We start from the raw sequence: 19,195 nt of genomic DNA on the forward strand, positions 1-19,195 counted from the left end.
GCAGATCAGATAAACATAATATAAGGAACATTACAATGAAAAAGTCACTATTGTTATTGACATTGTGCCTTAGCTCTTTAGGCACTTATGCACAAGATGATGACGTGTATTTCGTTCCGTCATCAAAAGATAAGACCGAAACCAACGATACTTATACGGCTTCGGGCCGTTCAAGTTACACTCCCATTACAGGCAGCGACGACCCGACCTTCCAGCAGAGCGATTGGGCTGCCGGACGTGGCAATGGCCGGTGGGACGTTGACGCCTACAACCGTCGTGGCCGCAACTATAAAGGCAATGCCGTGGCCGATACACTTACAAGTCAGCAAACCTACGACCAAGGTTACGAAGACGGCTACGAAGACGGGTCGTGCACGGCACGCATCGTGCGATTTTGGTCGCCTCGTGCTGGTGTGTATGTGAGCAGCCCTTATTATATGGACTATTATGACCTGTACTATACCTACGATCCATTCTATTACGGCTATGGTTCAGCCTGGAGCATAGGTTGGAGCGGCTGGTATGGTTGGGGCAGTTGGTACGGCTGGCGCCCCTACTACAGTTGGTATGGTTGGGGTGGATGGCATTCGCCCTGGTATGACCCTTGGTATGACCCCTGGTATGGCGGTTGTGGCTGGTGGCCGCGTTATGATTGGGCGTGGCGTCCCGCTTTGCCAAGCAATGCACATCGCGGTCCCGTTGGTGGTTGGACAGCCCGTGGCGGTAGCCGTGGTGCAGGTGCAGCCACAGGTGGCGTTAATGCTGCGGGCCGTGGCAGCTCATTAGGTTTTGGCGGAGGCCGCAACTATGGCGGCGGTCGTGGTGTGGCCGGTGGCGTGTCGGGAAATTCCCGTCGCAATTTTGGCAACACAGGTGTCAATTCTAACACCAATTTCAACGTCAATACCAATACAGGCAACCGACGTCTCGACCGTAGCAATAATTCTTACAACAACGGTCGAGGTTTTAACACAAACCGCAATGATAACGGTGGTAGCAGCAACCGCACTTATTCACAACCCTCGCGCAGTAATGTCGGCAGTGGCAGTTTTGGCGGAGGGCGTGGCTTTGGTGGTGGCCGTTCGGGTGGCTCAGTGGGTGGCTCAATGGGCGGCGGACGCGGCTTTGGTGGCCGTCGCTGATTTCGGAGACAACAGACTTCAAGAAACAATAATGGGCGAATTGCATAAATAGCCATAAACAAGCAAGTTATGAAACTCAAATATACCGTAGCGCTCACAGCCTTTGCATTGTGCAGAAGCATGAGTGCGCAAGACATCTATAAAGTAGAAACTCTCAGCGGCAGCGACCTTAATGGTACGGCACGCTATGTGGGCATGGGTGGTGCCATGAGCGCATTGGGAGCCGACCTGTCGACCATTGGCACCAATCCTGCCGCCATAGGCATGTACCGTCGCAGCGATGTGGTACTTACGGGTAGTGCCACCATACAGCCCAACGGTCAGTCGTTTTACGAAATAGACAAGGCACGCGGCTCGTTCGACCAGGCCGGATTTGTATATTCCTTCAAAACAGGCGATGGTAAAGGCAAGGGCGTGAATTTTGCCAACTTCGCCTTCAACTACCAAAAGCGGCGCAATCTTAAAAACTTTATTGGCCTCGACAACATAGCCACGCCTAATGGCGCTTCGCAGTCGTGGCAGATGCAGGAACTTGCCTATTACAATGGCAGGGGCTTGGACTTCAGCAACGACAACGACTGCAACTACACCACGCCGTTGGCTGTTACAGGTTACGATGCACAGATGATAGTTGAGGGACGCGATGCCAACGGCAACCGCATCTACACGCCGCGCAATTCGATGGCTTACAATTATTATCGTGCCCAATGGGGAGGCATACAGCAGTACGACTTCAACCTCTCGTTCAACATCAGCAACCAATTTTACGTGGGTGCCACCTTTGGTGTGTACAATGTCGACATGCACAGCCATTTGGAGTATGATGAAAATCTTTCGGCTGACGGCACACACAGCATTGGAGCATACAACATGAATTATGACGAGTCTGTGACCGGCACTGGCTTCGATGCCAAAGTAGGCTTTATCTACCGTCCCCTCGAAGAAAGCCCCTTCCGCATAGGTTTGTCGGTAAGCACACCTATATTCTACGATCTTACACACGATGCGTATCTCTATATGGAAAGTCCATTCCAATATACCGACCCCAAAACGAACCAAACATACGATCGTACAGCTGCAAGCTATACCGTCACAGACTTGAATTACCGCATACGCACGCCGTGGAAACTGAATATCAGTGCGGCCACCACCGTGGGCAATTACTTGGCACTTGATGCAGAGTACGAAGTGAGCCGTTACACTGGTGCGCAAGTGCGTTACCCCGATTACGACCGCTATGATTATTGGAGTGACAGCTATATCTCATCTGTTCGCGACCGCGAGATGGATAAGGAAATTGACGCCATGCTCAACACCGTGCAGACATTCCGTGTCGGTGCCGAGGTACGCATGGCACCTGGGCTGTTCGGCCGCGTTGGTTACAACTACGTGTCTTCACCATTCAAAAAGAACGCCTATTTGAACGCCTTCACCGAAAGTCCTTCATACCATTACAGTCTTAATACCGACTATGTCAATCTTGGCGCCATCAACCGCTTGACACTCGGCTTGGGCTACCGTTGCAAGCACTTCTATCTCGACATGGCCTATCAATATCAGCATCAGCATGGCGATGTTTATGCTTTCCGTGCAACGGACTTTGACGCAGGTATGTCGTCAGGCAATCTGCTGAAGGGGCAGGACGTCAAGCTCGACCGCCACAACATCATGTTAACCCTTGGCCTCAAGTTCTGACAATCCCCTAAAATAGTTTGGAACACTTGCTCAATAAATTGCGCATATCACACAGCCGCAGCTTCGCTACGTAGCGTGCACAGCTTGTGATATGCGCAATTATTGTATGCTGGCATGCAGTGTGGCCCAAATGCCCCTGCCGTGCCAAACACTTTCAAGCAAAGTCTCAAAAAACTATCAATTCGCTTTGCAGTTACTGCAAAAGGCTGTACTTTTGTAGATGCAGAAAGCATACTCTTGTTCTTTTTATCACACCCTGTGCCGCCTAAGGAGTATGCGTGTTGGCGGCTCCGCTTGCAAGTATTGGCGAAAACACACTTGTGGGCATTGCATCATACGCAAAACTAACATTACCTATCATAATAACAAGCTAATGAAGACAGATATCGAAATTGCGCACAGCACAGAGCTCAAGCGCATTGACGAGGTAGCAAAGCAGTTGGGCATCGACCCCGAAGCCATCGAACACTATGGCAAGCACATTGCCAAACTGCCCCTTTCGCTCATTGATGAGAAGAAAAAAGGCAAGCTCATCTTGGTAACAGCCATTACGGCCACACGTGCCGGCATTGGCAAGACGACTGTGAGCATTGGTCTTGCCCTTGGTCTTAATGCTATTGGCAAGAAGGCTTGTGTGGCGTTGCGCGAGCCTTCGCTTGGTCCTTGCTTCGGCATGAAGGGCGGTGCAGCAGGTGGCGGATATGCCCAGGTGCTGCCAATGGAACGTATCAATCTGCACTTCACTGGCGACTTCCATGCCATCACCTCGGCTCACAATATGATAGCTGCCCTGCTCGACAACTACCTTTACCAGCATGAGAAGGAAGGCTTCGGCTTGCGCGAAATACTTTGGCGTCGCGTGCTCGATGTCAACGACCGTTCGCTCCGCTCTATCGTTACCGGACTCGGTCCGGCAACCAATGGCATTACACAGCAGGCTGGTTTCGATATAACCCCCGCATCAGAGTTGATGGCCATTCTTTGTCTTGCACAGGACGAGGCAGACTTGCGCCGTCGCATTGAGAACATACTTTTGGGCTATACCTACGACGGCAAGCCTTTCACTGTTAAGGATCTTGGTGTGGCTGGTGCCATCATGGTGTTGCTCAAAGATGCCATACAGCCCAATTTGGTGCAGACAACCGAAAATACACCAGCCATTGTGCATGGTGGCCCGTTTGCCAACATTGCCCATGGCTGCAATTCGCTCATTGCCACACGCATGTCGTTGAGCCATGCCGACTACACCATCACCGAGGCCGGATTTGGTGCCGACCTGGGTGCCGAAAAGTTCTACAACATTCTTTGTCGCAAGAGCGGTCTCGAACCCGATTTGACTGTGATTGTAGCCACAGCCCAGGGCTTGAAAATGCACGGTGGCGTAGAGCTCGACAAAATTAAGGAGCCTAATGAGGAAGGCTTGCGTCACGGTCTGGCCAATCTCGACCGCCATGTACACAACCTTCAGGGCTTTGGCCAGAGCGTTGTTGTCGTGTTCAACCGTTTCGTAACCGATACAGAGGAAGAGATGGCGTTGCTGCGCGAACACTGCGAAAAGGAACTCGGCGTGCCCTTCGTCATCAACTATGCCTACACCGATGGTGGTGAGGGTGCCAAGGAGATGGCACAGCTCGTGGTTGACACCATTGACAAGAACCCCTCGCAGAAGCCCTTGCACTTTACTTACGACGACAACGACTCCATCAAGACCAAAATAGAGAAGGTGGCCAAGACCATTTATGGTGCGGCCAGTGTCACCTTTGCCAAGCCGGCTTTGAAACGCATCAAGTTGGCCGAGGAACACGGTATGGCCCACTTCCCCGTGTGCATTGCCAAGACGCAGTTCTCATTCTCGGCCGATGCCAAGCAGTATGGTGCGGTGAGTGGTTTCAACATTCTCATAAAGGACGTTGTGCTCAACGCAGGTGCCGAGATGATAGTAGCCATTGCTGGTGACATCTTGCGTATGCCTGGTTTGCCCAAGGATCCGCAAGCCAACCACATCGATTATGTTGATGGCGAAATCATTGGCTTGAGTTAATGTGCTTTCAATGTGAAAATAACTTTGAACACCTGCTTAATACGGCAGACACCGTAGCGTGATCTGTTGGCCGCTAATGCAGAAAACAAAAGAATATAAAGGCTGACGCCGTAGCGTTTTTGTTTATAACACGCTACGGCGTCAGCCTTCATTTGTACATCTGCACATCTGCACATCAGCGAGCTGTGCTCGCTATCCCTCCTCGTCCAGCCTGTTCTCCCACAAGTAGTGGCGTGTCTCCTTGACAATCACGCCCGACAGCAGGAGCAGCGACACAATGTTAGGCAGAGCCATCAAGGCATTGCACGTATCACCCAAATTCCATACAAGATTTATGGCTGTAACGGAACCTATAAAAGTAGCCGAAATCCACAAAATGCGGTACACATAGCGTGCCTTGCGGCCAAACATATATTCGAGTGCTTTCTCCCCCAAGTAACTCCACCCCAGAATGGTGCTGAATGAGAAAGTGAGTATACCCATCGTCAGCACAAACGGGCCAAAAGTGGGAATCTGTCCGAATGCCACCTTGGTGAGTGTGGCGCCTGCTGTCGAGTCAATGCCAGGGTCGGCCATGATAGAACTTACAAGCACCAGTCCCGTGATGGCACAAATCACCACCGTGTCCCAAAAAGGCGAGGTAGAGCTAACCAACGCCTGACGCACCGGGTTGCGCGTTTGGGCAGCCGCAGCCACAATGGGGGCAGAGCCAAGTCCCGACTCGTTTGAGAACAAGCCACGGGCAATGCCATAGCGCATGGCAATCATCATGGTAGAACCCACAAAACCGCCTGTTGCAGCGTGCGGTGTAAAGGCATCTGTCACAATCAGCTTCAGTGCCGGCCACACATATTCGTGGTTAATGCCCAACAACCACAAGCAACCCCCTACATAAAACAGTGCCATGAAAGGTACAAGCCCCTCGCACACACGGGCAATGCCTTTAACGCCAAACATGATGACTGCACAGGTGAGCAAGGCTATGGCGATGCCGGTGTAAAGGGGCGGAATATGATATCCCTCGTGCAGCAGCATCGATATGGAGTTGCATTGAATCATGTTGCCAATGAAGAAAGAGGCCAACACGGTGCAAAGGGCAAAAACTATTCCAAGCCAGCGGCAGCCAAGGCCGCGCTCAATGGCATACATCGGTCCGCCAAGCATCTTGCCGTCCTTTGTTGTGATGCGGTACTTAATGGCGAGCAATCCCTCGGCATATTTTGTAGCAATGCCCAACACGCCTGTCATCCAACACCAAAACACGGCCCCCGGCCCACCCATGGTAACTGCGGTGGCCACACCTATAATATTGCCAGTGCCAATGGTGCCGGCCAGGCTTGTGGCCAAGGCCGAAAATTGGCTCACATCGCCTGTCGAGCCTTTGTCGCGCTTTATGCTGAGCCTGATAGCCTTAAATATGTAGCGTTGTGGAAAGCGCAAACGTATGGTCAGATACAAATGCGTGCCAAGGAGCAACACAATCATGGGCACCCCCCACAGGTGGCCGTTTATAAGTGTAAGAAAGTCGTTTAGTGCAGACATTGTATAGTTCTTTGTTTGTATTATTGTGCGTTGGCGGAATAAGTAAACAACTTGACAAGTTAACGGGTTGACAGGTAAGTTTGCCAAGCTTTTTGAGCTTCTTACCCTTATGACTTTACTCGAGTTTCGGATTTAGCAAGTGCGGGCTGAAAGCCCAATGTAATTCATAGCCCAGGGCAACACCCTGGGTGGAATTGAACAAGGAAGTGACGCCCTGTAAGGGCAGAAGTAAAGCCACTTCATCATACTTTTGCCCTTACAGGGCGTAACGTTTCTTCTTGCGGGCGACCCAGGGCGTTGCCCCGGGCTATGGATTGCATTGGGCTTTCAGCCCGCACTTGCTAAATCCGAAATTTGAGTGACTTTAGCATAATAAATTGGTGTAAAACATACTTACTTGTTAACTTGTCAACTCGTTAATCCGTTAACCAAGAATCCCGTCAACGGGTTATTGTTGTGCAAAAGTATAACATTTTTCGCTTTTATTGTTACTTTTGTAGTAGAACTCGCAATAAATACTAACAATAAGGCAAATATATGCAAATAATCGAGCATTTCATACAAGGCAAACGCAACAATGCGCAGTTGTGTGAAGACGGTTGGGTGGTCACTCCCCATTTTGCGGCAGTTGTCGACGGCAGCACCTCCAAAGTGGCCGGGCGCAATGGCGGACGCATGGCCATGGAACTGGTGTGCAAGGCCCTGCACACCTTGTCCCCATTGGCCGACAAGGCCACTATGCTGCACCACCTGACCGACGTGCTTGCAGCACACAATGTGCCGCAAGCCGCCACAAAGGCCGAATACCGTCTGACCTGTTCGGCCGTCATTTACAGTGCAGCGCGCCGTGTGGTGTGGCAGGTGGGCGACTGCTTATGCCGTTTTGGCGGAACCACCTACACACACAACAAATTAGTCGACACCATACTGACCGACGCACGTTGTCATGCCGTGCAATACCTGTTGGCGCATGGGCATACTGCGGCCGACATCATGGCCAACGACCTTGGCCGCGCCATAATATTCGATGCACTGCGTGAGCAGACCAATTTTCAGAATGATCCCAATCCATATAACCCCTACCGCTATCCCGTGTTCGACGGCACACCAGTTGACAACGCCCTGGTGCCCGAATTGCCGGTGCCAAAGGGAGTGGGGGAGGTGGTGCTTGCTTCAGACGGCTACCCCATGCTCTTCGACACCTGGCAGCCCACCGAGGCGTATTTGCAGCAAGTGTTGCAGTCCGACCCGCTTTGCATCGCTGCCAATGCGGCCACCAAATGCTTGATGGCGGGCAATGTGTCGTTTGACGACCGCTGCTACCTGCGCATCGCGACAAATTGATAGGCGGGTTGATGGGGTGACCAACTCCGCCAACTTCACTAACTCGTCACAGACTCCCTCCCCTCGTCATCTAAATCCCTCCCGCCAAACTTGCCCCGTATTGAAATTCATGCTAACTTCGCGCCCATTATGACAAATATCCTATTCATTTGCCTCGGCAATATCTGCCGTTCGTGCACAGCCGAGGAAATATTCCGCACAATGGTCCACAAGGCCGGCCGTGATGTTGACTTTCACATCGATTCGGCAGGTCTCATCAACTATCACGAGGGCGAACTGCCCGACAAACGTATGCGCAGCCATGCTGCCGACCATGGTTATTACCTCACACACCGGTCGCGCCCCATCACAATGGCCGATTTTGACAAGTTCGATCTCATCATTGCCATGGACGAGCGCAACCGCGACAATTTGCTGTCGATGGCCCCCGACGAAGCAGCACGCAACAAAGTGGTGATGATGGCCGACTACCTGCAGCACCACGAGGACGTAACCATCATACCCGACCCCTATTATGGCGGAGCCAAGGGGTTTGAACTGGTTATAGAATTGCTCGAGGACGCCTGTGAGGGACTGTTGCTCCAACTAACTGCAAATTAACAATGCGTTTTTGCTACTGTAAAATGCAGTTGTCAAAATAAAATGTTACATTTGCACTAAGAATAAGCTAAGGCAAAACATCAACAGACATGTTGAAAGGGAGAGGTGGCAAGCAATCAGCTTGCAGGGCAAGCACTTTGTTCGCTTCTCTTTTAACAGCGCTGACTTGAAAGCCATTCATACTTGTCAACTTGTTAACCCCGATATTTGCCAACATAACAAGAAACTATTAACAACATAAACACGCAATACATATAATATCATGGAACAGAAAGATTTGCAGCACATTGCCAATCAGTTCGAGATTAACGGTACAGTGGCCGAAGTAAAGCCTCTTGGCAACGGCCTTATCAATACAACCTACAAGGTGACAACGGCCGAGGCCGATGCACCCGATTATGTGCTCCAGCACATTAACAATGCCATATTTCCCGATGTGGACATGTTGATGAACAACATTGTGGCTGTGACCACCCATATCCGTAAAAAGCTTGAGGCAAAGCACACCGACGACATCGACCGCAAGGTGCTGCACTTTGTACCCTGCAAGGATGGCAAGTACTACTACATCTTCGATAACAAGTATTGGCGCGTAATGGTGCTCATACCCGATGCAGTATCTAAGACAGGTGTAACCCCCGAAGGTTCAAAGATTGTGGGCGAAACATTTGGCGACTTCCAGGCCATGCTGGCAGATATCCCTGTGCAGTTGGGTGAGACCATTAAGGACTTCCACAACATTGAGTTCCGCTTGCAGCAGTTCCACGATGCAGTTAAGGAAGACAAGATGGGTCGTGCAGCCGGTGTGAAGGATATTATCGACGAAATAGAAAAGCGTGCCGACGACATGTGCCGCAGCGAGCGCCTTTACCGTGAAGGCAAATTGCCCAAGCGCATTGCACACTGCGATACCAAAATTGACAATATCCTTTTCGACAAGAACGACAACGTGCTTTGCGTTATCGACCTCGACACCGTTATGCCGAGCTTCATCTTCTCAGACTTTGGCGATTTCCTTCGTTCAGCTGCCAACACCCAGCCCGAGGATAGTCCGGAATATGACAAAATCGAATTCCGCATGGACATCTTCAAGTCGTTCACCGAAGGTTATCTGAAGACGGCGCGTGCCTTCCTCACCCCCATCGAAATCGAGAACTTGCCCTACGCTGCCAAGCTCTTCCCCTACATGCAGTTGGTGCGTTTCTTTGCCGACTACCTCAATGGCGATACTTACTACAAAATTCAGTATCCCGAGCACAACCTCGTGCGTTCACGCAACCAGCTCACTTTGCTCAAGCGTGCTGAGGAGAAGGAACCCGAAATGGTAGCTTTCATCAAGCAGCAGCTTGCATAAACCCTTAAAGGAAGTCAAGTTGAAGGGGCGTCCCAATCAACTTGCCGGTCTTTGAGTTAAATCAGACGCTAATAAAAAATAACTGAGTCCACTTTGAAGAACAACTTCTTAAAGTGGACTCAGTTGTATAATAAACTCTTTTATCAAATAAAAGCCGACTTCATAAAATAATGTAGTTGGCTTTATTTTATTCGGGCGGAAGTTTTCTTGTTGTAGAGTGGAAAGAAAAGGGAATGACCGTGAACGAGATGCTTGACCTTGAAAATCTGTTCCACATAACCCAAACGGAAACAGCATTGTTTGAGCTTTTGAAGATGATATCTAAAATTCAGCCGTGAACAATGAGCAAAGAGTCATCTCCCCATCATTGTATGGTTTCGATACAAATGATTAACCAAGTTATCCACTATCAAAGGTGGTAAGTTACCACCTTTGATGGTGGTAAATAAAGCATCGAATAATATGATAAGTAGGTGTTCAAAATTATTTTTACATTGAAAGTGCATTATCGGGGTGCAGATGTTCCCTTCGGGTGAGGGAGCATAGCGGGCTATGTGACCGAGGCCGAAGGAAACAGATGTACCTCGAGAATGTGCTTTCAATGTGAAAATGACACCTACTGATTATATAAAATAATTTTGAACACCTACTTATTAGGAATACACTTTGCATTATTGTGTGCATTGCGTTGATAATCAGTGTTATGGTGTTGTTTGATAACAACCTTGATAATTCTGCTGGAATCAACAGATATTGCTAAAAGTAGCGACCGAATCAAACAACTGTATCTATTCTTGTGTAATTCTTACGTAAAAGATTTGGTTGGTGGCGTTTATTGTGTATATTTGCAGTGTAAAATTTACACAAGATATAGACGCAATGTAAAAATGGAGCAAGAAATGTACAGTTACAAATATCCACATCCATCGGTAGCAACCGACTGTGTAATCTTTGGTTTTGATGGAATGAAATTAAAAGTATTGCTCATAGAACGAGGAGCAGAACCATACAAAGGGAAGTGGGCTTTTCCTGGTGGCTTTATGAAAATGGATGAATCTGCGGAGCAGGGGGCATTACGAGAACTAAAAGAAGAAACCAATCTGTCGCCTTATTATATAGAGCAATTTCATTGTTTCACTGATCCAAATCGTGATCCTCGTGAACGTGTCATCTCTATTGCCTTTTTCGCTCTTGTGAAGATTGCAGAAGTAAAAGGTGGCGATGATGCAGCCAAAGCGGAATGGTTCAGTATGGACGAAATACCACAACTGGCTTTTGATCATGACCTCATTCTTCGTATGGCATTAGATAAATTGCGTGAACGCATTCACTTCCAACCAATCGGTTTTGAATTATTGCCTAATAAATTCACATTAAAAGAACTCCAAATGCTATATGAGGCAATTTTAGGTGTAAACTTTGACCGACGCAACTTTGCCAAGAAAATGCTTTACCTCGACATTCTCACTCAATTAGAGGAAACTGTCTGGCCTACTCCTAAACGTAAAGCATATCTATTTAGTTTTAATCGTGAGAAATACGATGAGCTAAAACAGAAAGGCTTTAAGTTAGAATTTTAACACTATGGCTACGTTAAGAGGTTATAAATGCACAAAGTGCGGATATGTAGTTATGGCAGACGCAAGCGTCTACGAAGCTTTTATGTTTGTGACTAATTACTACTTCTTCTGTTCACATTGCAATGATATAGTAAAGGTGCCATTGCAAGAACAATATCCAATTTGCCCAAAATGTGGGCGAATGGATGGGCTTCGCACATGGAATTCTGTAGAAGGGCATTGTCCAAAATGTGGCAAATCAAAATTGAGTGAAAAAGGAAAACTAATAATGGCAGACTAATAACCATTAAATGTAAAGACTATGAAACTTAGAGATTTTTCGGCAACTCCCAATAAAATCACAGAGTTGTCATGTTGCGAAGTTTTTGTGTTTGGTAGCAACCTTAAAGGCTATCATAGTGGTGGCGCAGCACGTGTGGCCATGGAAAAATTTGGCGCAGAATGGGGTGTTGGCGTTGGTCCTACAGGTCAATGTTATGCAATCCCCACTATGCAAGGTGATGTAGAAACTATTGAACCTTACGTAAATAGGTTTCTCGAATACGCCAAGACACATCAGAATAACAGATTTTTGGTTACACGCATAGGCTGTGGCATTGCAGGATTTGATGATATGTATATTGCACCGCTGTTTGAGGAAGCTGTGAACATTCCGAATATTGCACTACCCAAAATATGGTGGGATATTATAGGCAAAGAATGTGGCGTATGGCGTACAAGTCCATCATATTCAAATTTTCCAAAGGTATGGACACTAAAAACTCTAAAAAAGTACACAACTCTACATAAATATGAGATTGGAGCTGGTGTCAAGACTTTCTTACCCGACCTGAAAGTTCGTTATATAAAGGGACGTGGCGAGTTCGGCTATGCCAAGTTTGGCGATTTCTTCTTTGATAGAAACCAAATGTATGTATGGGAAACGGACGACAAATACGCCGAGGAGCATAACGATGCAGTTGTTAGGGAAGTTTTCCATGACGAATGTAAAGGCAGAGGATATGTATGTCAAAGGATATATGCTGGTGTGCAAACCAATTTTCGAGACATCAACGGTGAGATAATATACACAGGTGATGTCATTAAAGTACAAGAGAAGAATGATAACACACCACAATATCTGGCTTTAGGAGCCATGGGTGATGCTGATGGGAGTGGATTCTATGGCTTCATCCTCGATAATAATAGTTGGCTATTGACCGATTGCCTCAGAGAACAGGCCAGTATTACGCGAATAGGTACCGTCTATTATCAAATTGGCAAAAATGAATTGGCGAGAGATGTTAATGAGCGTGTTATGGACTTCAATCTCGCAATAGAATCAGCAGAAGATCATGCGGTAAGAGTGCTTATGACAAAATATACCCCGAACTTTGATCAGGAAAGATGGAAATACCAGGGATTGGAGATATTGGGCGTAGAAGAATTTGACTGGAGGTAACAAACGATTAACACTATAATAAACAACTAATGACATGGCAAATAATCATGGACAAAACGCACGACTTGGAGCTATTGGAGAAAGCTACGTGCAGATGAGACTCATGCAGCAAGGCTGGGACGCATTTAATGCTAATAGCACATACAACAATTACAAATCGGTGGACATTATATGTCTAAGACCCGAAGATGCAAAGATGTGGAAGCCACGTACTGCATTGATTCAGGTAAAAACGACAAAGGGAAAATCATTCCCTTTGGGATTTACAATAGACCAATGTTTAGACCTGGATTTTCTTAAGGAACGTGTTATCGGCCCGTGGGTTTTTATCGCCGTAGATTCGGAGAATGACACGTCTACATTCAGATGTTATGTACTCACTCGTAATCAAGTGATAGAACTTGCTTACAAAGCTCATGATTGGTACAAGAACATGTGGAAGAGAGATAAAGACATAAAGGGTACTTCGGTAGCAGCCTTAAACGAAGTGTGGCTGTATGGCGAAATAAAGAAGTGTGAAGGCACGACACCCCAACATCCTGCGTTTGTAAATCCACTGAAAGGAGCACAAACAAAAGAAGCATGGGAAAACATCTGGACTGAGTAATAACAAAAAAAATCGAACTATACATGCGAACGCGCTCAAGCTTCAAACGCAACCTCTAATGGGGGCAACGCGTCCCGCGGAAAAATGCAATGCTCAAACACTAAATAAAGGCTCTCAGACTGTGCTAATTATACTCATGTCTGTGAGCCTTTGCTTTAATTTTCACGGACGCGTTGTTCCCATTAGTACTTGTGTTTTTTGCAGCGCGTCTCAGGCAACTTAAAATTGAATACGGCCGAAAGTGAAGAGTGCAGGCAAATTGTACAAAAACTTGATAGTGCATTTTACAGCAGAACGTCAATGCTATATTAACGCGTTAGCAAACTTATCTGTTAACCCGTTAACTTGTCAATCTGTTTGCTAATTCCGTCAACTGCGTTAAAGTGTCTGGCAGATGCGTTTAGAAGTTTGAATAAGCCCCATCTTGAACAATTCGTTGGCTTTTGGCAGATTTTTCACGAAAAATAAATACCTTTGCGGGCAAAGGGCGCATGTGCGCCTTGCAAGTAGTTTTCAGCATCTAACAATAACCCTATACAATTCAATGAAAAAGAAATCCTTATTTATAGGTATGGCCGCCCTCATCTTCCCCTCGACGATGATGGCGCAATACACCATCTATCCTGTGCCGCATGAGCAAACTGCTGGAACAGGCAAGGTGAGTTTTCCAACGGAGGTGACAGTGTCGTGCGACAAGGGCATTGACCAGTCTACCAAGAATCGCTTGACAAACATTCTGTCAGCACATGGCATAACAGCCACATTCCTGGACGATGTTTCGTCCGTTGCGGCCAACATCTATCTGGGTGTGAATGGCACCAATGGTCGAGGCAATGCGGTGGCAGCCGAACTCGGTCTGTCACTCGACGTGCTGAGCAAGGAAGGCAAGTTTGACCGTCACATTGTGTCGCTCACCGATGGTGGGCAGGGTACTGCGCGCTTGCTGGTGTTGGGCGAGAACACCGATGCCACCTTCTGCGGACTGGCTTCGCTCGAGCAGATGCTCGACAATGGCATTGCAGACCTCGAGACTGTGACCATCAACGACTATGCCGACTTGAAGGAGCGCGGCATTATTGAGGGCTTTTATGGCAAACCTTACTCAAGCAGTGTGCGCAAGGACTTGTTGCGCTTCATGATGCGCTACAAAATGAACTGTTATGTGTACGGTCCCAAGAGCGACCCTTACCACTCAGGCAAGTGGGGGGAACCATATCCTACCGAACTGACAGAGAGCCAAAAGGCCTCAGGGTTTGTCTGCCAACAGGATTTGAAGGACTTTACGAGTGTGGCTGCCGATACCAAGGTAAGCGTGGTGTGGGCTATTCACCCGGGTAACGCCATCATGTACAGTGCCACGGTGGTGGATGACGTAATGAAGAAGTTTGGCAGTATGTACGACCTCGGTTTCCGTCAGTTTGCCATCTTTGCCGATGATGTGAATGTCCCTGGTGATGAGGCCACAATGAAGAAGACGGCCGACAATGTGGGTGCTATACAGCATGCCATTGAGGATAAATGGAATATTGCGGGCGCCGATCCGGCAGATACGGTGAAGGCCCTGCGCTTTACACCGCAAATATATTGCCGCGCTTTTGCTGGCCCCGATTCTCAGTTTAACAGCTTCTTCCAGGCAATGAGCAGTTTGCCCGTCAATGTGACGGTTTATTATACCGGTGGCGGTGTGTGGTCGGTGCCCAATAATAACGACCTCAACACGCTGCAGGCACAGTTTGGCCGCCAGGCCATCTGGTGGTGGAACTACCCCTGCAACGACAATGGCACAGGCCCCAGCGAGATATACCCCCTGGACATGAAGAGCAACTTTGTGGACATGCCCAACGTGGGCGGTGGCAGCATTGCCAGCGAACTGACCGCCAGCAACCAGGGTATATTGTGCAACCCGATGGAGCAGGGTGATGCCTCGAAAACGGCCATATTCTCGGCTGGCGACTACTGCTGGAACAACAAGGGCTTTGACAACATGAAGTCGTGGGAGGCTTCGTTCAAAGGTGTACTGCCCGGCAATGAGTCGGCACAAAAGGCATACCGTTTCCTCGCCCCCTACTTGAGCAAGAACGACCCCGAATCACTCAACACGCTCATCAGCGACTACAAGAAGAGTGGCGATGCCACAGCACTCAACGCCTTGATGGACGAGATTGTGAGCAACTGCGAGGTGATGTTGGCACTCGAAACCGCCGGTACCGAGAGCGAGCAACTGCTGCTTACCGACATCAAACCATGGGTGGTGCGTCTGCGCGACATGGCTATCACAACAAAGACCTTCCTGACTTGCAACAGCATGAGCAATGCAGAGGAAGCATGGTCAACCTATATGGGGACAAGCAAAAAGGCTGCTGCTCTGTCAACCGACGCGGCTTATATGACCAAGCACATGAGTGGCTTTGGCTCAGATGGCATCAGCACGTCCGAGCGTCTGACGCATGCGTCATATCGCTATCTTACCCCCTTCGTAACTGGCTACCTCAATGCCCACGCCGTAGACAATTTCTTTGCAAAAGGCAACAGCGTCAGCGTGTTTACTAACAATGCTGCAAATGCCGACAAGGCTTCGGTGCGTGGCGGTAGCAGCAATTTGTATATCATGTCAACCTCTGCCCTCGAAATGGCAGATGGCGAATATGTGGGCATAGCATTGGCCAACCCCACGCGTTTGACAGCCATCAACTTCAAGAGCACGTTAGCTGATACTTATGAGGTGCTTTACAGCCTCGACGGCAAGGTGTGGAACAAGGTTGAAGCCGATGGCGCCGCCCCCGAGGGTTATGTGCATTATGTAGTGTTGGTGAACAAGAGCGGTGAAAAACAGACGCAGCGTTTCAGAGCCAATGTGTTCAGTATCGACCTTGCTACAAGCGCCGAGGTGGCCGGAGCGTCAGCCCCCGCTACCAACTATTGGCAAGATCACAATGCAACCTACCTCTACGACGGCAACTATAGCACCTATACTTGCTTGAACCGGGAACAGCAGGTGAACGATGTGTACCAGATAAATCTGAAAAAGGCTGTAAACATTGAGAATGTGCGCATCTGTATGGGTACAACCAATGGTGATAATGCCAAGAAAGCATTGGTTCAAATTTCAGAGGATAACAGCAAGTGGACATCGCTTAATGTAGCAGGTACCAAGAGTGTGGAGTACGGTATCGACCTGCCACAGAACAAGGTGGTTGCTACGGCAGATGGCGCAGACGTGATTGCTACAGACTTTATTCCGACTGATGCCAGTGGTAAGTTCAAACCGACTAAGGCCCGTTATGTGCGTTTCAAACTGACTGAAGTTCCAGACGGTAAAAAGTGGTTGCGCCTGAGTGAAATTGAGGTGAATGGCAAGCCTGCCAACGAACTTACGGCCATGCAGGACGAAAGTGGTATAAAAATTGGCAATGCCACTGATGGTGATGCTTCAACCTCGACAAGTGTCTATACACTGACTACTGCCTCAGGTGGCGAGTTTGTGTACAACTTGTTGAATGCTGCATACGTAAAAGCGGTAACTTTCTTCTGCACGCCCGAAACGGTTGACGGTCTCAAGTTTGCTGTGACAAACGACGGTACTACCTGGGACGACCTCGCTGCCGAGAGCAACAATGGTGTGGTGAAGGTCAGTCTCGGCGAGGACCAACGTGCTGCCAAGGCTATTAAGATTGTGTGGACTGGCAAGACGGTGCCCGCCATACACGAGGTGGCTGAAACAGCTGTTGATACGGACACGCCTCCTGTGGTTGACGGCATTGAGCAAGTGACAGCCGGCACCACAACGGGTGCTCCCATCATGACATTGGCCAATGGCATCGTCACGGCGCAATCAGCTCTTGGTCTGGCCAAGGCTGAGGCTTTCACAGCCGATGGCCGTTGTATCTTCAGCCAGTCATTGGGTGGTGTTAAGCAAGCTGTTATACCCGTAGCGGCTGGCGGTCAGCAAATGGTCATTGTAAAGGTGACCTTGGTTGACGGTACAGCCGAAACTGTCAAGGCTATTATTAAGTAAGTTCATGCGTAAGGGCGTTGACAGATACAGATATATTTGCCTGTAGTCTGTTGTAGCCTTTTCCTGCCAACTTATAATTCAGTCGGTGTTCGTCTACAACAAACGCTGATTGGTCTATTAAACTCCGAGGTAGTTGTCTATCTCGGAGTTTTTTGCCAATTTTGCAACTGAAATAATAAACTAAACCGTGGCGGAATTTAGGGGGCAACTCGTCAACCCGTTAACTCATAAACCTGTTAACTCGTTACCCCGTTACCCCGTTACCCCGTTACCCCGTCAACTAATTCAGCTAACGCGTAAATAAACATCATTATCGCAATGAAGAAGTCATATATTTCATTGGCCGTTTTGGCCGGCTCGATGATGCTTGCCACAAGTTGTGGCACAACAGCAGGCATCACTAATAGCAACAGCTCGTCAAGTTCAAACACCACATCGTCTGCCATTGAAGCGGGCGCCTCGCTCCTTGGCAATTTGCTCAGCGGTGTGTTGGGTGGTTCAACACTTTCGGAGGAATCCATTGTAGGCACATGGAACTACACGGGTGCCGACTGTGTGTTTGAAAGCGAAAATCTCCTGGCTAAGGCTGGTGGCGCAGTGGCTGCCAGCAAGGTAGAGAGCGAAATAAATGACAATCTGGCCAAAGTGGGTATAAAGAAGGGCGCGTGCTCTTTTACCTTTAACAAGGATAACACCTATACTGCCAACTTGGGCGGACGTACCATTCAAGGCAACTATATACTTGATGCTAAGAACAAGAAAATCAAGATGACTTATCTTGGTGGTTTGGCTTCGATGACACCGCACGTAGCCATGAATAATGGCAAATTGAGTTTGCTCATTGAGAGCAGCAAGATGCTGACACTCATAAAGGGTGTTTCGGCTTTGAGCAAAAGCACTACGGCCAGCACTATTTCGACGGTGTTGAGCCAGTACAATGGTATGTACATTGGCATGCAGTTGAGCAAGTAAGTAATGCCCTCTGAGGAACAGACCAGATAACTGTTCCTTGCATCGGTTAATACAAGTCATGCGAGCGCGGACCCTTTAGTCTGCGCTCGCATTCTTTCATGCAAACGGACTCAAGCCCCAAACGCTACAACTAAACGCTACAACTAAACGCTACAACTAAACGCTACAACTAAACGCTACAACTAAACGCTACAACTAAACGCTACAACTAAACGCTAGCTCTAATGGGGGCGACGCGTCTCGCGTCGGGATCGAGAAAGGGGAGGAAAATACGGACTCTACTAAATAATATAGGCTGTCCGGTAAAGCCATTCTGATATTATAGCACACGGATCACACCGATTGCACGGATTTTTTTCGCTCGTGCAACGTGCTTTAGCACCACGGAGATGACGGATTTGACGGATTTTGTGAGCATTGCATGCTCACTTCGCTATTTGCCCGTAATGTACCCGTGGCGAAATACGTTAGCACAGATTATGGAGTAAGGTACCTATACGCAGCAACGAGCAAATAGCTAAGTGAGCATGCAATGCTCAACAAAATCCGTCAAATCCGTCATCTCCGTGTAAGGGGGATAAAACGAAACGTATAAAAGTGGAGTGATAGAGAAATCGGGGAAAGCGTTGATTTACAAAGGGTTTGAGGATAATGAACGAAATGAGAGGGAAAAACGAAACGTTACATTCGCTTTACATTTGCTTTACGTTTGGGCTCGATTTGAACGGTGTTTGAAGTGTATTGCTTTACATCGGGGCTGAGAATGTTATGTTTTGGGCTGTCCTGACGGCTGTATGGGGCATTTCGTGGGCTTCTGGGCGCGTATGGCTGCTCATGTGGGTGGCTTTATCGTCTGGACATG

At 48.3% G+C, this 19,195-nt stretch carries 12 protein-coding genes; 11 read left to right on the forward strand and 1 reads right to left on the reverse strand.

The genetic code is table 11. From position 1 onward, the window contains the following. The first annotated feature begins 35 nt into the window (after positions 1-35). From BQ5453_RS14150 to BQ5453_RS07655, 3 genes are all read left to right on the forward strand, one after another. The gene (locus BQ5453_RS14150) at positions 36-1,142 is read left to right on the forward strand and encodes a hypothetical protein (protein ID WP_071122726.1); all 1,107 of its coding nucleotides are present in this window, start codon (positions 36-38) and stop codon (positions 1,140-1,142) included. Between the two features lie 69 nt (positions 1,143-1,211). Next, entirely contained in the window at positions 1,212-2,837 is a 1,626-nt protein-coding gene (locus BQ5453_RS07650; protein WP_071122727.1) for an OmpP1/FadL family transporter, read from the forward strand. 373 nt (positions 2,838-3,210) lie between these two features. After that, positions 3,211-4,878: a formate--tetrahydrofolate ligase gene (locus BQ5453_RS07655; protein ID WP_022101129.1), complete on the forward strand. Its 1,668-nt coding sequence runs from the start codon at positions 3,211-3,213 to the stop codon at positions 4,876-4,878. Positions 4,879-5,070: 192 nt separating this feature from the next. Here the strand turns inward: BQ5453_RS07655 and BQ5453_RS07660 are convergent, their stop codons facing one another. Next, entirely contained in the window at positions 5,071-6,420 is a 1,350-nt protein-coding gene (locus BQ5453_RS07660; RefSeq protein ID WP_071122728.1) for an alanine/glycine:cation symporter family protein, read from the reverse strand. A gap of 537 nt (positions 6,421-6,957) precedes the next feature. On the opposite strand from BQ5453_RS07660, the gene BQ5453_RS07665 reads away from it, so the two are divergent. The 8 genes from BQ5453_RS07665 (at position 6,958) to BQ5453_RS07700 (ending at position 18,333) form a co-directional block, all read left to right on the forward strand. Further along, a complete protein-coding gene (locus tag BQ5453_RS07665; protein WP_074027655.1) occupies positions 6,958-7,764 on the forward strand; it encodes a protein phosphatase 2C domain-containing protein in 807 nt (268 codons plus the stop codon). A gap of 129 nt (positions 7,765-7,893) precedes the next feature. Then, positions 7,894-8,364 carry a low molecular weight protein-tyrosine-phosphatase gene (locus BQ5453_RS07670; RefSeq protein ID WP_071122729.1) on the forward strand — a complete coding sequence of 157 codons (471 nt, stop codon included), beginning with the start codon at positions 7,894-7,896 and terminating at the stop codon, positions 8,362-8,364. Positions 8,365-8,626: 262 nt separating this feature from the next. After that, on the forward strand, positions 8,627-9,718 hold the full coding sequence (locus BQ5453_RS07675) for a phosphotransferase enzyme family protein (RefSeq protein WP_022101133.1): 1,092 nt from the start codon (positions 8,627-8,629) through the stop codon (positions 9,716-9,718). Positions 9,719-10,443: 725 nt separating this feature from the next. Beyond that, positions 10,444-11,298: an NUDIX hydrolase gene (locus BQ5453_RS07680; RefSeq protein WP_235860053.1), complete on the forward strand. Its 855-nt coding sequence runs from the start codon at positions 10,444-10,446 to the stop codon at positions 11,296-11,298. A gap of 301 nt (positions 11,299-11,599) precedes the next feature. Further along, on the forward strand, positions 11,600-12,739 hold the full coding sequence (locus tag BQ5453_RS14740; protein ID WP_071122730.1) for an A1S_2505 family phage non-structural protein: 1,140 nt from the start codon (positions 11,600-11,602) through the stop codon (positions 12,737-12,739). 34 nt (positions 12,740-12,773) lie between these two features. Next, positions 12,774-13,346, forward strand: coding sequence for a hypothetical protein (locus BQ5453_RS07690; protein WP_071122731.1), 573 nt, complete (start codon positions 12,774-12,776; stop codon positions 13,344-13,346). A 544-nt stretch (positions 13,347-13,890) separates the two neighbouring features. Continuing rightward, complete coding sequence (locus tag BQ5453_RS07695; protein WP_083361161.1) at positions 13,891-17,361, forward strand: glycoside hydrolase family 84 protein; 3,471 nt, start codon at positions 13,891-13,893, stop codon at positions 17,359-17,361. Positions 17,362-17,679: 318 nt separating this feature from the next. Next, on the forward strand, positions 17,680-18,333 hold the full coding sequence (locus tag BQ5453_RS07700; protein WP_071122733.1) for a DUF4923 family protein: 654 nt from the start codon (positions 17,680-17,682) through the stop codon (positions 18,331-18,333). Positions 18,334-19,195: the final 862 nt, after the last annotated feature.

It is taken from the genome of Prevotellamassilia timonensis (assembly GCF_900106785.1).
Classification (GTDB): Bacteria; Bacteroidota; Bacteroidia; order Bacteroidales; family Bacteroidaceae; genus Alloprevotella; species Alloprevotella timonensis.